Origin of the sequence: Alcanivorax sp. DG881, assembly GCF_000155615.1 — a bacterium.
GTDB lineage: Bacteria > Pseudomonadota > Gammaproteobacteria > Pseudomonadales > Alcanivoracaceae > Alcanivorax.
The window spans coordinates 38,545-57,424 of record NZ_DS989915.1; the positions used below are offsets into that span (position 1 = coordinate 38,545).

Genomic DNA, 18,880 nt, shown 5'->3' on the forward strand with positions numbered 1-18,880 from the left:
CAGGCGGGCTATTGGGGGAACACCATGAAATACCTCGCAGTCATGCTCTGCGGTGCCACATTGCTCAGTGGTTGTTACTTTGAAGAAGATGACATCAGCAGCAGTGATCGGCAGGAACAACTTCCTATTGTGCAGAATGATGCGCCGCAAGGTACCCGCGTAGTGCCGGGCGAGCAGGTCATGAGCAGCGGCCGCTATCGCAACGACATTCAGGTGGCCAATGGCGCTGCCGCGATCAAGGCGACCAGCGAACATTACGGCACCACCGCCGAAATTTCCGTTATTCAGTAATCACCGGTTTGGGCCGTAAGCCGGCCCGCCGTCCGAGCGGCACCGATGGCACTAGCGGTGCATCCCCGTTATCCTTGCCGGCCGGATTCAGGCTGGTGGTTTCATGTCAGATAAAGCAGGGGCAGGCACAACCCAGGTCGATGTGGTGGTTATCGGTGCCGGCGCAGCCGGGCTGATGTGTGCGGCCACGGCGGCCTACCAGGGCCATCGGGTGCTGGTGCTGGACCATGCCAACAAGGCCGGCAAGAAGATCCTTATGTCCGGCGGCGGGCGTTGCAATTTCACCAACCTGAATACCACACCGGAACATTTTGTCTCCGCCAACCCGCATTTCTGCAAATCGGCTCTCAAACGTTACACCCCCTGGCATTTCCTGGAACTGGTGGAGCGCCATGGTATTGAGCACGTGGAAAAAGCGCCCGGGCAGCTGTTCTGCGCGGATTCGGCCAAAGACATTCTCGGTATGCTGCTGACGGAATGTGAGTGGGCCGGAGCCGAGATCCGCCTGAAGACCGATATTCGACGCGTCAGCCAAACGGAATCGGGCTTTTCGCTGAGTACCAGTGCGGGGACCGTCCAGTGTGCGAAGCTGGTGGTGGCCTGCGGCGGCCTGTCGATTCCCACCATGGGGGCCACCGGTTTTGGCTACCAACTGGCGGAACAATTCGGGTTAAAGGTTCTGCCCACCCGTGCCGGCCTGGTACCGTTTACCCTGCAGCCTGATGACAAGGCCTGGCTGGCTGCCCTGTCAGGCATCAGCACCGATGTGGTGGCGCAAACCTCAGCGGCGTCCTTCGCCGAGCCCATGTTGATTACCCATCGTGGCCTGTCCGGGCCTGCCATGTTGCAGGTCTCCAGCTTCTGGACGCCGGGCCAGCCGGTGATCGTGGATTGGTTGCCCCAGGTGGCAGATCTGTTCGAGCAACTGGTGGAAGAGCGCCGGGCACATCCCAACCGTGGCCTGGAACGATGGTTACGCCAGTACTTCTCCCAGCGGCTGGCGGCTGCACTGGCCGAGCAATTCGGCTGGCAAGGCAATCTCCAGCAGTTCAGCAATGAACGGCTGGCCAGTGTGGCTGCGACCTTGAAAGGCTGGGCGTTCAAACCCTCTGGCACCGAAGGGTATCGCACGGCGGAAGTGACCCTGGGCGGGGTGGACACCGATGCCATTTCCTCAAAAACCTTTGAAGTCAAAACGGTCCCCGGGCTGCATTTTATTGGCGAAGTGCTGGATGTGACCGGACAACTGGGAGGCTTCAATTTCCAGTGGGCGTGGGCCAATGGCTGGTGCACGGGGTTGGCGTTGTAAAGCGCTGCTCTGGTGGGCGATTGGATGCAGTGAACGGTGGCCTTAAAGCTTGCCCCCCTGATACCCCCTTTCTATGATGAAGGTTAATAAGCGGTGCGCGGGCAGGTGGGGTGGTGGTGAGTGACACGGATAATGATGAGCTAATCGGGCAGATTTACGAAACCGCACTTTCCCCCGGCGACTGGGTGGATCTGGTCGATACCATTACCAGCTGGACAGATGTTCCCTCAGGCCCACCGTCGGGCTCGGTGAGCACCGATATTGATAGCCGCAGAACCCCTGCCGAAGTCGAAGTGCTGATCAATCATCTGGATCGTGCCGTGCGTAGCAGTGCGTACATGCATGCGCTTGAGGATCGCACCCGTATCCTCAACGACATGTATAACCAGATGCCCTGGCCCATGCTGATGCTCGATGAGCGAATGGGGGTGCTCGAATGCAACCCGGTGGCGGAACAGGCGTTGTCCAGCGGCCCACTGGAGATCCTGCCGGACCGCTCTTTGCAATTCAGTGACCGGGAGCTGCGCCAGTCGCTGAAGCGGGTGATTTCACTGGAAGCGGGGCGGGAAACGCAGCTTCTCAACTCCCAGCAAGACTCGGTTTCCTTGCTCTGCCTGCCAGTGAAAAAATCCGATGCGCCGGGCAGTATTTCTCAGGTACGAACCATTGTCTGGGTATTGGCCGGACAGAGTATGGTGACACCCTCGCCAGAGATGCTTCGTTCCGTCTTTCACATTACCCATGCAGAATCCCGGCTGCTGCACCTGCTGTGCAAAGTCGGCAATCTGAATCAGAGTGCCGAGCTACTCAATATCAGCGTGCACACGGCGCGTACTCAGCTCAAGTCCACCATGAGCAAACTTAACGCCAGCAGCCAGGTGCAATTGGTCAGCCAGGCCATGGGGCATGCCCTGGTGCAAGCCGCCCGGTTGCCGCAGGTGCAGACTGAGCGTGAATTTACACTGACGTTACCCGACGGCCGGGTACTCAGCTGGTACGAGTATGGCGATCCGAATGGGCGCCCGGTACTGACGCTGGATAACCTGGGGGCTGCGGTGCCCGACCATACGTTTTTTGATGGCTGGTACCGGGAAAAAGGTTTGCGCATGATCATGATCGTGCGCCCCGGATATGGCATTTCTACCTACAAGAAGAACTTTGAATTTCGGGATTTTGCTGACGATATTCTGGCCCTCTGTCAGCACCTGAAAATTCAGCGCCCGCCAATGGCCGCGTATTGTGGTGGTGGTCCCTATGCCCTGTGCGCAGCGGCTACAAATCCAGAAATTTTTGAGCGGCTGGGTATTCTTGCCAGCACGGTTCCCATCGAGCACTTCGAACTGGATAAGCTGGACCGCTTGCACAAAATGTTCCTGCAGCTTTTTCGTCGAGACCCGCGTCTGTTTGTGTTGATGGGCAGGCTCGGGTTACGCGGCGTGCAACATGCACCGGAAAAGTATTTTGCCAAACTGGCCAAGTCTCTCTGTCAGCACGATCAGGACGTTCTCGGCAATCCGGATTTACTGAGTCGGTTGATCAAGTGTATGCGGCGGAGCCATTTTCAGGGGGCAAAGATCCTTATCGATGAATACCTGCGTCTGCAGTTTCCCTGGAAAGTGGATCTGGGTGACATCACCATTCCTGTGATTCACTGGCACGGTGAAGATGACCGCATTATTTCTATTGGCAGCGCCCGCGGTTTGGCGTCCGAGATCCCCGGTGTGAAATTCCGAAGCTTTGCAGGAATGGGGCGCTTCATGATTTATGCCGTTTGGGAGGATTTTCTCAGCGAGTTGCTGGAATTGCCGGCGGCTACGGAAAACGGGTAACCGCCTGCGGGGCGGGTCAGGTGCTTAGGCAATACCGGGGAACTTTGCCTTGAAGTCCTCGGGTACGGGCATCACGCCGTGATTTTGGTGATCAAAAAACACGAAGCCCTGCTTGGCCAAGACCACCAGTTGCCCACTGGGCTGTTTGGTTACCCGAAAAATCAGGTCTGCCCCGTACTTGTTGAAATCCATCAGCCCCACTTCAAACTGCAAATCGTCCTGCGCAAAGCTTTCTGCACGATAGCTGGCTACCAGGTCGGTCACCACAATGCGCTCCTGGCTGTAATCGATATCGCAGAAGAATCGGTAGCGAGCTTCGGAAAGCAGCGAAATCATCTGATCATTGCCCACATGTTTGCCGGTATTCAGGTCGGTCATGCGCACGTTGATGGTATGGGTATAGAGAAACTGCTCGGGCAAATCGAGTTTGACGCGCGCCATGGGAAGAAGCTCCGGTGGAGTGGGGAGGGCGCTAATTTTAGGTTATTCGTGGATTAGAGTGAATGGCTCGCTTTTCGCCGTCTGAAGGATTTATCGCGAATACCCGGCACTTTGCCAAACGCTCGACGCCGGATGCCTGACGTAAAACCCCATAGCCTTAGAGGTTGTCGTTATTGCGGAATCTCTTTTGAGGGGTGTTTTAGGGATTGCCTGGGCCATCATTCAGGCAATAATCGGGGCATGCATTATGCGCAGAGAGCATGGAGGCCAAGGGTTTCAGGTTTTGAAGGCAAGCGTCCGTCGTCGGGCATCCGGCGTCCAGCGGTTGCCTGGCAGCGATCTGACTAATTGGCTCAACGGGAGCGTGCTACCGTTCTGGCTGCGGCGAACAATAGTGCCGACTATCCATTATCCAAGGAGGATCCATGGCCAAATCCAGCTGGCGCCCAGCGCATATTCCTGACCTTACCGGCAAGACCATACTGGTCACCGGTGCCAACAGTGGTATTGGCCTGGAAGCGGTGAAGCTGTTTGCCGCCAACGGCGCAGAGGTGATCCTGGCATGCCGAAACACGGCCAAGGCGGAAGCGGCGGTGGAGCAGGTCAGAGAGCAGACTCCGGATGCCAGGTTGATTGTCATGCCGCTGGATCTGGCCGATCTGGCATCGGTAAAGGCGTTTGTTGTGGCGCTGAAAGAGCGTATCAGCAAGCTGGATATTCTGCTCAACAACGCGGGCTTGATGGCGCCGCCGCTACAGCGCACCCAAGATGGCTTTGAAATACAGTTTGGTACCAATCATCTCGGGCACTTCGCGCTTACCGGCCCCTTGCTGGATCTGCTGGAAGCGGCGCCGGCCCCGCGCATCGTCCAGATCTCCAGCCTGGCGCACCGTAGCGGAAAGATCATGTGGGGGAATCTCAATGCGGAGAAGCGTTATTCCCGCTGGCCTTTCTATTGCCAGAGCAAGCTGGCCAACCTGATTTTTGCCAAGGATCTGCACCGCCGCTTGCGCAAACGCGGCTCAAACATTCAGGTTATGGCAGCCCATCCCGGCTATTCGGCGACCCATCTGCAGGACACCATCCCCGGCGGCGGTCTGTTCAACAAGGTTATGGCCCAGCCAGCCGAGATGGGCTGCCTGCCGGGGGTGATGGCGGCCACCAGTGATGAGGTGGTCTCCGGAGGTTATTACGGCCCGGATGGAAAAATTCTCGAGCTGCGGGGCTACCCTGCACCGGCCTTTGCCCGAAAAATCACGGATAACGAAGGCCTGGCGCAACGGTTATGGGACGAGTCCGAACGGCTCACGGGGGTTCGCTACCTGAATACACAGGGGCATTGAAGAGCGCGCGGCATAAGCCGTTATGAGCCGCTATGTGGGGGTGGCCCTGTCCCTCCCAGGCTTCAGGATTCCCTTTTCATCTCCTTCCGGTTGCCGCTTCGCAGGTCCCTGCCTATGCTATTTCATGGCTAACGGAATCGGGAACGGCTTTGAAAAACGACAATGATGCGTTGATCGGCAAGATCTATGAAACCGCGCTATCCCCGGGGGACTGGGTCGAGTTGCTGGATACCATTGCCGGCTGGACGGAGTCGGAAGATGGCTCGCCCGGCAAAAAGAGCACGGCAGAATCGGCCCTGGTGCCTGGCCCGGCACCGCGTAGTGCAGAAGTGGAAGGCCTGATAGCGCACCTTGAGCGAGCGGTACGCTCCAGCTCGTACATGCATGCGCTGGAAGACCGCACCAATGTGCTCAATGCCATGTACAACCAGATGCCCTGGCCCATGCTGATGCTGGGTGAGCAATTGCAGGTGCTGGAATCCAATCCGGTGGCGCAGCAGGTACTGGCCGAGGGCCCCGTCCAGCTGCGCGTAAACGGTACCTTGAGCATCGCAGACAGGGAGCTGAAACAGGCTCTTGAGCGGGTAAACCGGCTCGCGGAAGGGCGAGACACGCAGCTGCTCACCTCACCCCAGGACGGTATCTCACTGTTGTGCCTGCCGGTGCAAAAATCGGATGCGCCCGGGGCGATCGCCCAGGTGCGCACCATCGTCTGGGTGCTGGCGGGGCACAGTGTGGTGACGCCATCGCCAGAAATGTTGCGTTCGGTTTTCAATATCACCGAAGCAGAATCCCGGCTGCTACATCTACTCTGCAAGGTTGGGAATCTCCAACAGAGTGCGCAATTGCTGAACATCAAGATCAGCACTGCCCGTAGCCAGCTGAAATCGGTCATGGGAAAGCTCAGCGCCACCAGCCAGGTGCAGTTGGTCAGCCATGCCATGGGACATGCGCTGGTACAGGCTGCCCGTTTGCCCCGACTGCAGGATGACGACGAAGAATACACCCTGACCCTTGCTGATGGGCGAGTGTTGAGCTGGTACGAATACGGTGATCCCAAGGGCAGGCCGGTACTGACGCTGGAGAATCAGGGCGCCTCGATGCCTGATCATACCGTGTTTGAAGACTGGTACCGTGAGCGCGGCCTGCGAATGATTCTGATCGTCCGGCCCGGTTATGGCATTTCCACCTATAAGCCGAATTACCAGTTCAAGGATCTTGGCCGGGATATCCGGGCGTTGTGTGAACACCTGCATATCCGAAAACCGCCCATGGCGGCGTATTGTGGCGGTGGCCCTTATGCACTGTGTGCCGCGGCGGACTATCCGGACCTGTTCGATCGGTTAGGCCTGCTGGGCACGACGCTGGCGGGCGAGCATCTTGAGCTGGACAAGCTGGAGCCCATTCACCGGATGAGCCTGCAGATTTCCCGCCGCGATCCTCGCCTGTTCATGTTGGTAGGACGGCTGGGGGTGCGTGGGGTACAGAAGGCCCCGGAACGCTTCTACAAGATGCTGGCGCGGGGCATGTCAGCGTCGGACCAAGCGGTGTTCAACAATCCTGATTTGCTGGCGCGGACCATCAAGCGGACTCGCCGAGGCCATTTCCAGGGGGCACGCATCATGATGGAAGAGTACCTGAACCATCTCAAACCCCTGGGGGTGGATCTCAAGCAGATTACCGTACCGATCCTGCAGTGGCACGGTGAAACCGATGGCATTATTTCCATTGAGGGCGCGCGCCACCTTGCCGCAGATTTACCGAACGTGCAGTTTCGTAGTTTCCCCGAACAGGGGCACTTTATGGTCTACGATCTGTGGCAGGATTTCTTGACCGAGCTGCTGGAACTGGATGCTCCAGCATCGGCCTGACGTGTTCAGGCCCGCGTAACGCGAACCAGCATGCCGAACAGGGCATGGTCGAAATAGTACACCTGATGGCCCGCCAGGCGGCGTTTTTCGTCGATATCCACGTACAGGCGCTCGCCGTTACTTTCCGTGTTAAACCAGATCTGTGGTGTTACATGGAGATAGCGGGATTTGCTGAACTGCAGGGTGCCTTCCAGTTCCGGTATTTCGCCGTCTTCGGTGGGCAGTGTTTGCCCGCCACGCACATAGACCGGCAAGGTTTCCGCCTTGCTGCCGATGGGTTGCTCCCAGGCGGCATGATACAGCTCGCGGTAGTCACCGGTGCCTTCCATGCGTTCCAGCATATAGCGAAGCACTTCGTCATCCTGGGACAGCGGTTGCCAGGCGCCCCGGGCAACGGCATCCGGGTCGGCCACTTCACTGGTTTCTGGCTGGCCAATGGGCACGGCCTGTGAGGCATAGTGAGGCTGCAGGCCGGCCGCCCAGATTTCTTCACTGCTGGCATTGTTTTGAGCAAACACCAGCACTTCCACTTTGTACCATCTTTGTGCGATAGCGGTGTTGCCCAACAGAACCAGAACAACCAACAGTAAAGCGCGATGCATTGAACACTCCTTGTGCCGCCTGCCGACCAGGCGTTGATTTTGGGGCCGACTATACCCCAATCAGCCTGGATTGCTCACGGGCGATGGGGCGATCGGCACGGTTTTTGTGACAAGAGTGCGGTTTGACCCGCTCTCAGACACGCAGGCTGAAGGGGTATTCAGCCTGCGGCGCCTGTCTGGATACTTTGGGCCGCGAGGCGCGTGAGCAGTTCCTGCACCACTTGAATACGTTCTTCCGGGGTTTCGCTGTCTTCCACAAAACGCAGGGCGTTGGCGCCTTCCAGCTTGAAGCGGTTGGGGCCGGACTGGACCAGCTTGACGATGGTGAGCGGGTCCACCGGGGTGCGCTCACCGAATTCCAGCTTGCCGCCGGTGGCGTGGGCGTCCAGGCGAATAATGCCCAGCCGCTCTGCCTGCTGGCGTAGTTCGGTCACGGCGAACAGGTTTTTCACCGGCTCCGGCAGCAGGCCAAAGCGGTCGATCATTTCCACTTGCAGTTCTTTCAGTCCCGCACGGGTTTTACAGCCAGCGATGCGCTTGTAGAGCGTGAGGCGGCCGAACACATCGGGCAGGTAGTCTTCCGGGATCAGTGCGGGAATACGCAGGTTCAGTTCCGGGCCGCCGCTGAGGGGTTTTTCCACATCCGGTTGCTCGCCGCGTTTCAGTGCTTCCACAGCTTGCTCCAGCATTTCCATATAGAGGCTGAAACCGATGGTTTCGATGTTGCCGTGCTGCTCTTCACCGAGCAGTTCACCGGCGCCGCGGATTTCCATGTCCTGGCTGGCGAGCATAAAGCCGGCGCCCAGGTCGGTGGCTTGCTCGATGGCTTCCAGCCGTTTGATGGCGTCCTTGGTCATGACCTTGGGGCTGGGGGTAATAAGGTAGGCGTAGGCCTGGTGGTGGCTGCGACCCACCCGGCCACGAAGCTGGTGAAGCTGGGCCAGGCCGAGCTTGTCGGCGCGATCGATGATGATGGTGTTGGCGCTGGGCACATCAATGCCGGTTTCGATGATGGTGGTGCTTACCAGCACGTTGAAACGACGGTGATAAAAGTCACTCATCACCGCTTCCAGTTCCCGTTCGCGCATCTGCCCGTGGGCAATGCCAACGCGGGCATCAGGGACCAGCTTGCGGATGTCCGCTGCGGTTTTCTCCATGGTGTCGATATCGTTGTGCAGGTAATACACCTGCCCGCCGCGCAATAGTTCACGCAGCAGCGCTTCCTTGATCGCAGTATCGTTGTGCTGCTGCACAAAGGTCTTCACCGACAGGCGTTTTTGCGGCGGTGTGGCGATGATGGAAATATCACGCATGCCGCTCATGGCCATGTTCAGGGTACGCGGAATCGGGGTGGCGGTGAGGGTGAGAATGTCACACTCGGCGCGCATCTGTTTCAGGCGTTCCTTGTGGCGCACCCCGAAGCGGTGTTCTTCGTCGACAATAATCAGGCCCAGATTGTCGAAGGCCACGGTTTCCTGGAGCAGCTGGTGGGTGCCCACCAGAATATCCACTTTGCCTTCCTTGAGCCGTTGCAACACCTGGGTCTTTTCCTTGGCGCTGCGAAAGCGCGACAGCACTTCGATGTTTACGGGCCAGTCGGCGAAACGGTCAGTGAAGGATTCGTAATGCTGTTGAGCGAGCAGGGTGGTGGGTACCAGTACCGCCACCTGGGTCTGGTTTTCCACGGCCACGAAGGCGGCGCGCATGGCCACCTCGGTTTTGCCGAAGCCCACGTCACCGCAGACCAGCCGATCCATGGGCTGGCTGGATTGCATGTCGGCGACCACAGACGCAATGGCGGCCTGCTGGTCCGGGGTCTCCTCGAAGGGAAAGGCGGCGCTGAAGCGATCGTAGTCATTCAGGTCCACATCGAACTGGCGGCCTTCGCGAGCCTCGCGGCGGGCATAGGTGTTAAGCAGTTCGGCGGCCACGTCATGGATTTTTTCCGCGGCTTTCTGGCGGGCCTTGGTCCATTGCTCGGTGCCCAGGCGGTTCAGTGGCGCGGTGTCGCCGCCACCGTAACGGCTGATCAGATGCAGGGAGGAGACCGGCACATAGAGTTTGTCGCCGCCAGCATATTCCAGTAGCAGGAATTCGTGTTGCTGGCGGTGCACTTCCATGTGGGTGAGGCCGAGATAGCGGCCCACGCCGTGCTCCAGATGGACCACCGGGGAGCCCACGGTCATTTCCCCCAACGAGCGGAATGCCTGTTCGGCGGCGCCATCGTCGCTGCTGGATTTACGGCGCCGACGTTGCAGCACCCGTTCGCCGTACAGGTCGTTTTCGGTGACCACTAACAAGGCGTGTTCCGGGGCATAGAAACCGGCGTCCAGCTCCCCTCGGGTCAGGCTCCAGCGCGCCGGGTTGGCGATGAAGTCTGGCCAGTTGTCTTTCATGGCCGGCTGGATCTGAATTTTCTGCATCAGTTCCAGCAGCGCTTCCCGGCGCCCGGCGGTTTCCGCACAGATCAGGATGTGGGTGTCCGGGTGCGCGTCGGAAAACGTATGCAGCAGGGCAAGCGGATTATTGGCGCGTACATCGGCGGTGAGCGCGGGCATGGGCGCCACATCAAAGTGAATGGCCTGGTCCACGCTGGGCGCATCGCTAGGGGCCTGGCGCGCGCGCGGGTGCTGTTTCAGGGCCGCGTTCAGTTCGTCCGGGCGCAGGAACAATTGCCAGGGAGCCAGAATCGGGCGGTGAATATCGTGGCGGCGGGATTCGTGGCGTTGTTCCACATCCTGCCAGAAGTGTTCGGTGGCGTTCTGGCAGTCGGCCAGTTCTACCAGCCGCACATCGTCGGGCAGGTAATCGAACAGGGTGGCCATTTGTTCGAAAAACAGCGGCAGATAATATTCCAGGCCGGGGGCTGCCAGGCCGTCCGTTACGTCTTGATAGAGAGGAACGTGACGGGTATCCACGTCAAAGGTATCGCGGAAGTTGCTGCGGAAGCGGGCGATGCCTTCGGCGCTGAGAGGGAATTCCGCCGCAGGCAGCAGGGTGATGTCGTCCACTTTGCCGGTGGAGCGCTGGCTTTCCGCTTCAAACAGGCGCAGGGATTCGATTTCATCGTCGAACAGTTCGATACGGAATGGCTGCTCGGCGCCCATGGGGTAGATATCCATGATCGCCCCGCGCACGGCAAACTCGCCGTGCTCGTACACGTTGTCCCGCTGTCGGTAGCCGCTGGCGACCAGCCGGCTGCGGGTGGCTTCCATGTCGAAACGATCGCCCACCTTGAGCAGGAAGCTGTTGCCGGTGATGTGGATCGGCGGCGCCAGGCGCTGCATCAGCGTATTGACCGGCACCACCAGAATGCCCTTGTGGGTGGTGGGCAACTGGTGCAGCACCTGAATGCGGTCGCTGATGATGTCCTGGTGGGGGCTGAACAGGTCGTAGGGCAGGGTTTCCCAGTCCGGGAACAGCATCACCGGCGTGTCGCTGCCGGCCAGATAGAAGCTCAGGGAGTCGGTGAGCTGCTGGGCGCGGCTGCTGTTGGGCGCCAGGATCACGAACAGGTGGTCTTCGCTGCGGGCCAGCTCGGCCAGTACTGCGGCCATGCTGCCGGCATTGAGTCCGGCCCAGTCTTTGTAGTGCTCTCGCCCGCTGGGAAAGAGGTTGCTGTCGGGGAGTAGCTTCATCGAGACCCGTTCCTGCGCATTCGGTGAGATATCAGGCGGCGTATTGTAGCCAAGGGTGACGGTGCCGTCAGCGCCGTCTACACTGCGGGCATCATTTGGGGAGGTGGCATGATCACATTACAACAATGGAAAGATTGTGAAGGGCAGGCGTTCGCGCTGGAAAATGGCGATAGTTTGACGCTGGCAGAAGTGAATGTGCCGGTGTCTCCCGAGGGCTGGGAGTGCTTTTCACTGCTGTTCGCGGGCCAGTTACAACTGGAGCAAGGCGCGGTCGTTATGCGCAACGAGACGCTGGGTGAGGCGTCCGTGTTTCTGGTGCCGGTGGGGCCGCTGGGCGCCAGCGATGGCACCTACCATTTCGAGGCGGTGTTCAATCGCCAGCTTGCCAGCGCATAAGCAGGTAGACGCCTTTGTCTTCCTGCTCCTCAAAGCCCAGCCGAAGATAGAGTCGCCGCGCCGGGTTGTTGGTTTCCACGTGAATAGTCAGGGGCTTGCCGGACTGGCGAGCCCGTGATTGCAAGGTGGAGAGAATCTGTGACCCCAGCCCTGTACCGCGAAAGGCGGGCAGCAGGGCGATGTCCACAATGCGAATTTCCTGTGCCCAGTCCGAGACATACAGCCGCCCGGCGGTCTCCCCGTTTAATTCGATCAGGTGCCGTTCCGCTTCCGGGTAATGCTGAAGATAATGTTCGTGCTGCGCCTTGGCCTGCAGGGCCAGAAAGGCATCCTGCTGCGCCTGGGGCCAGCCGGTCTGCGCCACTTCTTCCTGGCGGGTGCTGGTGTAGATGGCCAGTAACACCGGGGTATCGCTGTCACTGGCCGGGCGTAAACGGTAGCTGTGCATTACGAGCGGGAAGGGTAAATGCCGAACAGGGCCACAATGAAATGCACAAACAATTGTGGGGTTAGCGACTCTGCGTTAACAGGAAGTGCCTCCCAGGTCTGTTGCGTTTTTCCCAGGCCGCGATCAATGCTGACGCTGGTGGTGGCTGCAACTGTACCACTGGCATTGCTGCCACTTTTGGCGCCCAGGCGAACCTGAGGAAGCCCCGGGCCCGTGCCTGCGTGTACCGGGGAGCGTCCGCGACAATCCGGTAAACCGAAGGTGGTTCTGCCATCACCGCCATAGATGGTGCCAAACAGGGAAAACAGCGCATCGTTCTGTGACACGGCTAATAGCTGGCCGTCACAGAATGCCCAGCTTCGCGGAGCAAAAGTGCCGGCAAACATACGAATTTCGCCGATAAAGGGTTCAGACATAGGGGCCTCTAGCTTCTGCCGGGGAAAAGCCCTTGCAGGGCGATGGCAAAGTTTAGCGCGATGGAATCCATCTGCGCACCTTGGGTGGCAACGGAGGTGGTGTTCAGTGTGCTGCCCAGATTGCGGTCCAGGGTCAGGCTGTCCAGGGTTTCTCCGTCGTCGGCAGGGCCGCTTGTGTTCGTAGTTCCCCCTTTAAAGCCCTGATTGATGTTGCCCGTTTCAGGATGCATGGGCGTGCGGCCACGCAGGTCCGGAAGCGCAAAACTGGTTCTGCCGTCGCCGCCATAGGTTGTGCCCAGCAGAGAATAAAGGGATTGATTCTGGTTGATGGGCAGAATCTGGCCATCGCAAAGTGCCCAGCCTCTGGGGGCAAAGTTGAAGCCGTAAATGCGGATTTCAGCGAGAAAGGGTTCGCTCATCAGTAAATGACTCCTAGCCTCTGGATGGATAGAGCCCTTGCAGGGCAATAATGAAATTCAGCCCCAGATAAGGGTGGCGCTGATCGCCCGCAGGTATTTTGGCGGCCACGGTGCGGGTGGTCTGACTATTGCCCAGGTTACGGTCAGGCGTGACGCTCTGTACCACTTCTACCGGGTTGTTTGCGGCCAACTGACCAAGGCGATAGCTTGGCAGCCCGGGGCCTCTGCCGGGATGTGCGGGTGCTCGGCCTTGCAGGTTGGGCAGGGCGGTTGTCGAGCGGCCGTCTCCTCCGTAAGTCGTGCCAATCAGGCTGAACAACGCGGTATTCTGGTTGACCGGCAGCAGTTGCCCATTACAAAAAGCCCAGCCGCGTGGGGCAAAGTTACCCGCAAAGATGCGGATTTCGGCGATAAAGGGTTCGCTCATAGTGACCTCATACGCTGATCAGCAGGTTACTGCCCGGTTGCCAGCTCAAGTGAGCCAGCTGCTGAGCGCCGGTTTGGGGGAGTGCCAGTAGCGGGGTGGAACGATCCGCCCAGCAAAGTTGTTTCTGGCACCGGTCCAGGACCAGTAGCTGGTCGTTGACGGCGGTCAGCCCGCTGGGCATGTTCATGGCGCTCACTTCACTTCCCAGGCTATGGCCGGTCAGGGTGAAGTGATGCAGCCGCCGGTCACCGAGAGTGAGCAGGCTGATGCGATCCCCGGTCTTGGCCAGCGAGGCAGGGCCATTCAGCGGGCGGTCGCTTTCCACCCACTGGCTCGCCCCCGTGCGCAGATTCAAGCGCATCAGGCGGTGGCCGTGTACGTCTGCAATCAGCGCGTGTGCGCCATGAAGGACAAAGTCAGCAGGCTCCTGCAGCTCGGTCAGGTTGATTTGGCGCGCCTGTGAACCGTCGGGCCGGAACCAGCGGAGCTGGCGCTGGCCGCGATCCAGCAGGACAACGTTGTCGCCATCCAGTGCGGCGGCCACGATACGGGTTTCGTAGGCTGCGCCGGTAGTGAGGCTCTTAATGCTGCCATTGCGTTGCCACAGGGCCTGTCGACCATGATCGCTGACCTGCAATCGCTGGTTGTCGCCCAGGGCAATGGCGCGGGCGCCATTGACCAGTTCTACGCGGGTGGCAGTGGCTCCAGCAAGCAGAGGGGTGCTTAACAGCACGCCGGCCGCGCCCCCTGCCGCGATAAACTGCCGTCGCGTGATAGCCATTAGTTGGCTACCGCGCAAGTAATGGTGATGGCGCTGGGCGTAGCGGCTGCGCCTGTCTGCCAGGTTTCACAGCTGCCGCTCCAGACGCCGGCGGCACTGGGGTAGCTGTTAGTAATGTAGCTATTGCTGGCGCACTGAACGCCGCCGGCGAGTACCACGCCACTGTCACATTGACAGCTTGTCGCACTGGTACAGGCCTTTTGAGCAACATTGCTGGTGCTAAAGGTGCCGGCGGGGCCGGTCATGCCGGTGGGGCCCATTGGGCCAGGGGGGCCCATCATACCCGGAGTGCCCATGGGGCCTTGGGGGCCTTGAGGGCCAGTGTCGCCGATAGGACCCGCAGGCCCTTGGGCGCCGGTATCCCCTTTGGGTCCGGTGGCGCCATCAGCACCGGTGGGACCTTGCGGGCCGGCAGGTCCTTGCGGTCCAACTGCGCCAGTGGCACCGACGGGGCCCGCAGGCCCCTGGGCGCCGGTATCCCCTTTGGGGCCAGTTGCGCCATCAACACCGTCTGCGCCAGCAGGCCCCGCGTCACCGGTATCACCCTTGGGGCCAATCAATCCGCTATCCGGTCCAACCCACTCGCCGAATTCATTAATGACAAGGTCATCGGCGATGCTGATTGTGCGTGGGGTGATGTCGCCATTAACTTGTTCGGCTTCACGCGCCTGCAAGGCGTAGGGGACACTACCGGTGGTGACCGCAAGGCGTGGCGTCATTTCGCTGTCGCCATCGATGGCCAGACCCAGTTCTACCTGATCGCTGCCGAGCAGATCGTCGGGCAAGGAATTGTGTGGTTCGGCGCCGAGAACCACGCTATAGCGGCCGTCTTCGGCGGTGATTACCTGGGTTTCAGTCCACAGTACCGCGCCGAGTCCCTGGGGATCGGTGGCTGTGCCGCCAGCGGTTTGATATTCCGTGGTTCGCCCGGACATATCGTAAAGGGTGACCACCACATCAAAGGTGCCGTGCAAAGGGCGCTGGCTACTAAGGTCGGTGAGATATCCCTGAACTACCAGGCGGGAAGGTACGTCTGCGTGGGCAGACGTTGTGGCAAGCGCGCAGAAAACCCCTATTGCCGCCAGGCAATAGCGAAGTGATTGAAGCATCAGATTGTCCCCCAGGAGATGCAGAAGGTCGGGCCTTCTTTAGTCGTTGAAGACATATTAGGCATTTCTTTGTTAAACAAACAAGCTGTATCCGCTATTGCGCCTGCCTACTTTCCAGTATGTCGTCAATCTCAAAATTCTTTTTCGTTGCAGGTAGTATGGCGACCATGGGTTTTATTGCGCTGAGGATTGGCTATGAAAGCACCGGTTCAGGAGCTGATGGGTCTGTTTGACCTGGAACAGTTGGAGAACAATTTGTTTCGCGGGCAGAGCGAGGCCAATGGCCAGCGCAGCGTGTTTGGGGGGCTGGTGGCCGGGCAGGCGCTGCTGGCGGCATCGCGGACGGTGGATGAAAGTCGCCCTGTGCATTCGCTGCATGCTTATTTTCTGCGTCCGGGAGACTTCAATATACCGATTGTCTATGACGTGGACCGTATCCGTGACGGCAAGAGTTTCACCACACGCCGGGTGAACGCGATCCAGCATGGCCGGCCGATTTTTTCTCTGGCGGTGTCCTACCAGGTGGCCGAGGAAGGCGTTTGCCACCAGGCGCCGATGCCGGACGTGCCGGGCCCGGAGGGGCTGGAAAACGATGAGGCGATTCGCAGGAAGCTGGTGGATCGTTTGCCTGAGCAGTACCGGCAGGATTTTCTGACCGAACGTCCGGTGGAATTCCGCCCGGTAACGCCGCAGGATTCCATCTCCTCTGAGCCCAAGCCGCCGATCCGCGAAGTCTGGTTCCGGGTGGTGGATCGGGTCGAGGCCGACTCCATGACCCAGCGGGCACTACTGGCCTACTGTTCGGACTTCGGCCTGATGGGCACCGCCATGCTGCCCCACGGGATGAATTTCTGGCAGCCGAATGTGCAGTGCGCCAGTATCGACCATGCCATGTGGTTCCATGATGACTTTCGCATTGATGAATGGCTGCTGTATCGCAGTGATAGTCCTTTCGCAGGCGGCTCCCGTGGCCTGAATTTCGGTTCCATCTACCGTCAGGACGGCACGCTGGTGGCGTCGGTGGCCCAGGAAGGGCTGATGCGTTTGCACCCCTCTGACAGCCCGGCGGAATGACACAGCTGATCGACCTGCTGGAAGAGGTGCGCGCTTGCCGGCTGTGTGAGCCGCACCTGCCTCTGGGGCCGCGGCCAGTGGTGCAGGCCGGGGAGGGCGCCCGGCTGTTGATCGTGGGGCAGGCGCCGGGGACGCGTGTTCATGAAACCGGTATCCCCTGGAATGATCCGTCCGGTGAACGGTTGCGCGACTGGCTGCAGATCGGCCCTGAAACGTTCTACGACGCGGACCAGGTGGCGATTGTGCCCATGGGGCTGTGTTACCCGGGGCGCGGGAAAGGCGGCGATCTGCCGCCGCGCCCGGAATGCGCGCCGCAATGGCATGGGCCGCTGCTGGCGGAGCTGCCGAACCGGCGTCTGACGTTGCTGGTGGGGCAGTACGCCCAGCGGTACTACCTGCCGCAGCCGGGTAAAACGCTCACCGACAATGTGCGGCATTTTGCCCGGGCGCTGGAGGCGGGGTTTTTCCCGTTGCCCCATCCCAGCCCCCGCAATCGCCTGTGGCTGCGCCAGCGGCCCTGGTTTGATGAGGAAGTGGTGCCGGTGCTGCGCGAACAGGTTGCCACCGCTTTGCAGGCACCGCCTGCGGGATGATAAGGCTGATGAGCTGGCGGTTTGTTTCGGCCAGGGCCGAATCATGGCGCGCAATATCCCCGTAACCCGGGTGGATAATGCGGCTTTTTGGCGCTATTATGCGCGCCCCGAACTCCACCACCGCAGGTGGGCCGGGAAGCAGGGCAATGACGCCGCTTTCCGCCGCCTGAACCCAAACTGAGAGGGCCATCTCCGTGAGCAAACTGGAAGACCATTTCGGACGCTGGAAAAATCGCGAAGAAATTGCAGAAGCCATGATCCCCATGATCGGCCGCCTGCATCGTGAAAAGAACGTTACCACGACCGTGTACAGCCGTTCCCTGGTCAACAAGTCTGTTATCCAGATTCTGAAGAGCCACCGTTTCGTCAAGCAGGTCGAAGATTCCGAGCTGTCTGTGGTCGATACCTTCCCGATTCTTCAGGAAGTGGCGAAGTCGGATCTCGGCCCTTGCCGGATTGATGTCGGTAAACTGGCGGTGGAGTACAAAAAGGACAATCGCGGCCTGTCTATTGAAGACTACGTGCGCGAAGAGCTGGCAGAAGCGGTGAGCAGCAAGGTTGGCATGCCTGAGCGTACCGATGTGGTGCTGTACGGCTTCGGTCGTATCGGCCGTATTCTGGCCCGCCTGCTGATCGAAAAAGCCGGTTCCGGCGATGGCCTGCGCCTGAAGGCTATTGTGGTGCGCGAGTCTGGCAAGGGTGACCTGCAGAAGCGCGCCAGCCTGCTGCGTCGTGACTCCGTTCACGGCCCGTTCGCCGGCACCATTGCCGTGGACGAAGAAGAGAATGCGATCATCGCCAATGGCAACTTCATCAAGGTGATCTACTCCAGCGACCCGTCGTCCATCGATTACACCGATTACGGCATCAGCAATGCCGTGGTAATCGACAACACCGGCAAGTGGCGCGATGAAGAAGGCCTGTCCCAGCACCTGCAGTGCAACGGCGTCTCCCGTGTGATGCTGACTGCGCCGGGCAAGGGCAACATGAAGAACATCGTTCACGGCGTGAACAATGATCTGATCCAGGACAGCGACAAGATCATTTCTGCTGCCAGCTGTACCACCAATGCCATCGTTCCGCCGCTGAAAGCGCTGGAAGACAAGTTCGGCATCGAGTTTGGCCACGTGGAAACCGTGCACTCCTACACCAACGACCAGAACCTGCTGGATAACTTCCACAAAGGTCCCCGTCGTGGTCGTTCTGCACCCCTGAACATGGTGCTAACCGAAACCGGTGCGGCCACTGCTGCCACCAAGGTATTGCCGAATCTGGACGGCAAGCTGACCGGTAACTCCATCCGCGTTCCAACCCCGAACGTGTCCATGGCGATCCTGAACCTGACTCTGGGCAAGGAAACCACTCTGGAAGAGCTCAACGATTACCTGCGTTGGGTGAGCCTGCATTCTCCGTTGCAGCGCCAGGTGGATTTCGTAAGCAGCCCGGATGCGGTGTCTACGGATTTCGTCGGCTCTCGTCACGCCTCCGTGATTGACGCGGAAGCGACCATCGTGAATGGCCGCCACTGCGTGCTGTATGTGTGGTATGACAACGAGTTCGGCTACAGCTGCCAGGTGCTTCGCATCCTGCAGCAGATCTCCGGGGTGGAATTCCCGGCGTATCCAAAGGACTGAACCCCGGAATGAAGAAGCCCGCCCTGCGGGCTTTTTTTCGGTGCATTTCCCGTTTTTTTGTCGCACCAAGATGGTTCCATGCGACAAAAGGCGGGTCTGACGGTGCTGGCGAACAGGCAGGTACGACTTTATAATGTGCCCGCCGGGTTTTTGTCGGCATCCATTGCATATTCCGGAATTTGCGAACATCCCCGGTAATTCCCTGCTTTTCAGGGCGATCTGGGGGTGTGCCTCGACTTCAGCAACACGCAACGTGGGC

At 59.5% G+C, this 18,880-nt stretch carries 18 protein-coding genes; 9 read left to right on the forward strand and 9 right to left on the reverse strand.

Going from position 1 to position 18,880, the window contains the following annotated elements:
* The first annotated feature begins 24 nt into the window (after window positions 1-24).
* The 3 genes from ADG881_RS00160 to ADG881_RS00170 all read left to right on the forward strand — a co-directional run bounded on the left by ADG881_RS00160 (window position 25) and on the right by ADG881_RS00170 (window position 3,429).
* A complete protein-coding gene (locus ADG881_RS00160) occupies window positions 25-291 on the forward strand; it encodes a hypothetical protein (protein ID WP_155134549.1) in 267 nt (88 codons plus the stop codon).
* 103 nt (window positions 292-394) lie between these two features.
* The gene (locus tag ADG881_RS00165; RefSeq protein ID WP_007149639.1) at window positions 395-1,600 is read left to right on the forward strand and encodes an NAD(P)/FAD-dependent oxidoreductase; all 1,206 of its coding nucleotides are present in this window, start codon (window positions 395-397) and stop codon (window positions 1,598-1,600) included.
* Window positions 1,601-1,716: 116 nt separating this feature from the next.
* Window positions 1,717-3,429 (forward strand): alpha/beta hydrolase, encoded by a 1,713-nt coding sequence (locus ADG881_RS00170; protein WP_232211659.1) that lies wholly within the window; start codon window positions 1,717-1,719, stop codon window positions 3,427-3,429.
* A gap of 24 nt (window positions 3,430-3,453) precedes the next feature.
* Here ADG881_RS00170 and ADG881_RS00175 read toward each other — a convergent pair whose 3' ends face one another.
* Complete coding sequence (locus tag ADG881_RS00175) at window positions 3,454-3,870, reverse strand: thioesterase family protein (protein WP_007148830.1); 417 nt, start codon at window positions 3,868-3,870, stop codon at window positions 3,454-3,456.
* Between the two features lie 425 nt (window positions 3,871-4,295).
* Between ADG881_RS00175 and ADG881_RS00180 the strand changes: the two genes are divergently transcribed.
* Together ADG881_RS00180 and ADG881_RS00185 are read left to right on the forward strand one after the other, a co-directional pair.
* A complete protein-coding gene (locus ADG881_RS00180) occupies window positions 4,296-5,213 on the forward strand; it encodes an oxidoreductase (protein ID WP_007148681.1) in 918 nt (305 codons plus the stop codon).
* A 149-nt stretch (window positions 5,214-5,362) separates the two neighbouring features.
* Complete coding sequence (locus ADG881_RS00185; protein WP_007148798.1) at window positions 5,363-7,084, forward strand: alpha/beta hydrolase; 1,722 nt, start codon at window positions 5,363-5,365, stop codon at window positions 7,082-7,084.
* Window positions 7,085-7,089: 5 nt separating this feature from the next.
* On the opposite strand, the gene ADG881_RS00190 is transcribed toward ADG881_RS00185, so the two are convergent.
* Complete coding sequence (locus ADG881_RS00190) at window positions 7,090-7,686, reverse strand: peptidoglycan binding protein CsiV (protein WP_007150955.1); 597 nt, start codon at window positions 7,684-7,686, stop codon at window positions 7,090-7,092.
* Between the two features lie 158 nt (window positions 7,687-7,844).
* On the reverse strand, window positions 7,845-11,324 hold the full coding sequence (mfd, locus tag ADG881_RS00195) for a transcription-repair coupling factor (RefSeq protein WP_007149410.1): 3,480 nt from the start codon (window positions 11,322-11,324) through the stop codon (window positions 7,845-7,847).
* A gap of 108 nt (window positions 11,325-11,432) precedes the next feature.
* On the opposite strand from mfd, the gene ADG881_RS00200 reads away from it, so the two are divergent.
* A complete protein-coding gene (locus tag ADG881_RS00200; protein WP_039925815.1) occupies window positions 11,433-11,720 on the forward strand; it encodes a hypothetical protein in 288 nt (95 codons plus the stop codon).
* On the opposite strand, the gene ADG881_RS00205 is transcribed toward ADG881_RS00200, so the two are convergent.
* Genes ADG881_RS00205 through ADG881_RS17825 form a run of 6 tightly spaced genes read right to left on the reverse strand, consistent with a single transcriptional unit; the run spans window position 11,695 to window position 15,320 of the window.
* Window positions 11,695-12,168 (reverse strand): GNAT family N-acetyltransferase, encoded by a 474-nt coding sequence (locus ADG881_RS00205; protein ID WP_007150419.1) that lies wholly within the window; start codon window positions 12,166-12,168, stop codon window positions 11,695-11,697. The genes ADG881_RS00200 and ADG881_RS00205 overlap by 26 nt on opposite strands.
* Window positions 12,168-12,584: a phage tail protein gene (locus ADG881_RS00210; RefSeq protein ID WP_007150579.1), complete on the reverse strand. Its 417-nt coding sequence runs from the start codon at window positions 12,582-12,584 to the stop codon at window positions 12,168-12,170. Before ADG881_RS00210 ends, ADG881_RS00205 begins: the two co-directional genes overlap by 1 nt.
* An 8-nt stretch (window positions 12,585-12,592) precedes the next feature.
* Window positions 12,593-13,003, reverse strand: coding sequence for a phage tail protein (locus ADG881_RS00215; protein WP_007150393.1), 411 nt, complete (start codon window positions 13,001-13,003; stop codon window positions 12,593-12,595).
* 13 nt (window positions 13,004-13,016) lie between these two features.
* Window positions 13,017-13,430, reverse strand: coding sequence for a phage tail protein (locus ADG881_RS00220; protein ID WP_007149237.1), 414 nt, complete (start codon window positions 13,428-13,430; stop codon window positions 13,017-13,019).
* Window positions 13,431-13,437: 7 nt separating this feature from the next.
* Complete coding sequence (locus ADG881_RS00225; RefSeq protein WP_007150522.1) at window positions 13,438-14,211, reverse strand: hypothetical protein; 774 nt, start codon at window positions 14,209-14,211, stop codon at window positions 13,438-13,440.
* A complete protein-coding gene (locus tag ADG881_RS17825; protein WP_007151279.1) occupies window positions 14,211-15,320 on the reverse strand; it encodes a collagen-like protein in 1,110 nt (369 codons plus the stop codon). The genes ADG881_RS00225 and ADG881_RS17825 overlap by 1 nt, the downstream gene beginning before the upstream one ends.
* A gap of 195 nt (window positions 15,321-15,515) precedes the next feature.
* On the opposite strand from ADG881_RS17825, the gene ADG881_RS00235 reads away from it, so the two are divergent.
* The 3 genes from ADG881_RS00235 to ADG881_RS00245 all read left to right on the forward strand — a co-directional run bounded on the left by ADG881_RS00235 (window position 15,516) and on the right by ADG881_RS00245 (window position 18,621).
* Window positions 15,516-16,394, forward strand: a complete 879-nt coding sequence (locus ADG881_RS00235) for an acyl-CoA thioesterase II (RefSeq protein WP_007149630.1) — start codon at window positions 15,516-15,518, stop codon at window positions 16,392-16,394.
* Window positions 16,391-16,987 (forward strand): uracil-DNA glycosylase family protein, encoded by a 597-nt coding sequence (locus tag ADG881_RS00240; protein ID WP_007151439.1) that lies wholly within the window; start codon window positions 16,391-16,393, stop codon window positions 16,985-16,987. The genes ADG881_RS00235 and ADG881_RS00240 overlap by 4 nt, the downstream gene beginning before the upstream one ends.
* A gap of 194 nt (window positions 16,988-17,181) precedes the next feature.
* Window positions 17,182-18,621 carry a glyceraldehyde-3-phosphate dehydrogenase gene (locus tag ADG881_RS00245; RefSeq protein ID WP_007150258.1) on the forward strand — a complete coding sequence of 480 codons (1,440 nt, stop codon included), beginning with the start codon at window positions 17,182-17,184 and terminating at the stop codon, window positions 18,619-18,621.
* Window positions 18,622-18,880: the final 259 nt, after the last annotated feature.